This window comes from Burkholderia sp. Bp8986, assembly GCF_003854225.1.
Lineage (GTDB): Bacteria > Pseudomonadota > Gammaproteobacteria > Burkholderiales > Burkholderiaceae > Burkholderia.
This window is the reverse complement of sequence record NZ_QTQM01000140.1, coordinates 1-1746: the sequence shown is the minus strand read 5'-3', so window position 1 is coordinate 1746 and position 1746 is coordinate 1. Positions and strand designations below refer to the sequence as shown.

Genomic DNA, 1746 nt, shown 5'->3' with positions numbered 1-1746 from the left:
GAGCTGCTCGAGGATCGCCGGGTTCTCGAGCGTGGACGTGTCCTGCGTGATCGCCTCGCCCTTCGCGAGCGAGCGCAACAGGCGCCGCATGATCTTGCCCGAGCGCGTCTTCGGCAGGTTGTCGCCGAAGCGGATGTCCTTCGGTTTCGCGATCGGCCCGATCTGCTTGCCGACCCAGTCGCGCAGCGCCTTCGCGAGCGCCGCCGCTTCCTCGCCTTCCGGACGCGAGCGCTTGAGCACCACGAACGCGACCACCGCCTCGCCGGTCGTGTCGTCCGGGCGGCCGACCACCGCCGCTTCCGCCACCAGCTCGTGCGAGACCAGCGCCGACTCGATCTCCATCGTGCCGAGCCGGTGGCCCGACACGTTCAGCACGTCGTCGATGCGGCCCATGATCGTGAAGTAGCCGGTGTCCTTGTCGCGCACCGTGCCGTCGCCGGCGAGATAGAGCGTGCCGCCGAGTTCTTCCGGGTAATAACTCTTCTTGAAGCGCTCCGGATCGCCCCAGATCGTGCGGATCATCGCCGGCCACGGACGCTTGACGACGAGAATGCCGCCTTGCCCGTTCGGCACGTCCTGGCCGGTTTCGTCGACCACCGCGGCCATGATGCCCGGCAGCGGCAGCGTGCACGAACCCGGCACCGTCGGCGTCGCGCCCGGCAGCGGCGTGATCATGTGGCCGCCGGTTTCGGTCTGCCACCACGTGTCGACGATCGGGCAGCGCTCCTGGCCGACGTGCTTGTGATACCACATCCATGCTTCCGGATTGATCGGCTCGCCGACCGTGCCGATGATGCACAGGCTCGACAGGTCGTAGCTCTTCGGATGGACCTTGTCGTCGGCTTCGGCGGCCTTGATCAGCGAACGGATCGCGGTCGGCGCGGTGTAGAACACCGTGACCTTGTGATCGCCGATCATCTTCCAGAAGCGGCCGGCGTCCGGATACGTCGGCACGCCCTCGAACACGACTTGCGTGCCGCCGCACGCGAGCGGGCCGTACGTGATGTACGTATGGCCGGTGACCCAGCCGATGTCGGCCGTGCACCAGAACACGTCGGCGGGCTTCCAGTCGAAGGTCCACTTCATCGTCTGCGCGGCCCACAGCAGGTAGCCGCCGGTGCTGTGCTGCACGCCCTTCGGCTTGCCGGTCGAGCCCGACGTATACAGGATGAACAGCGGATGCTCGGCGCCGACCCATTCCGGCGCGCAGGTGTCGGACTCGCCGTCGGCGATCTCGTGCATCCACAGGTCGCGTTCGGCATGCCAGTCGATCTTGCCGCCGGTGCGGCGATAGACGATCACGCTCTTGACCGCTTCGCAGCCGCCCATCGCGAGCGCCTCGTCGGCGATGCTCTTGAGCGGCAGCGTCTTGCCGCCGCGCGCCTGCTCGTCGGCGGTGATGAGTGCAACGGCGCCGACGTCGACGAGCCGCTCGTTGAGCGATTTCGCGGAGAAGCCGCCGAACACGACCGAGTGCGTGGCGCCGATGCGCGCGCAGGCCTGCATCGCGACGATGCCTTCGATCGACATCGGAATATAGATGATGACGCGATCGCCCTTGCCGATCCCGCGTTTCTTCAGCGCGTTCGCGAAGCGCGACACGCGTGCCAGCAACTCGGCATAGGTGACGCGCGTGACGGTGCCGTCGTCGGCCTCGAAGATCACGGCGACGCGCTCGCCGTTGCCGGCTTCGACGTGGCGGTCGAGGCAGTTGTACGACGCGTTGAGTTCGCCGTCGTCGAACCA

The 1746-nt window shown here is 67.3% G+C and carries 1 protein-coding gene; it reads right to left on the bottom strand.

What is annotated here, in order from left to right:
• A partial coding sequence (gene acs, locus DID99_RS36520) for an acetate--CoA ligase (RefSeq protein WP_124668717.1) occupies positions 1–1746 on the bottom strand: 1746 nt, incomplete at both ends.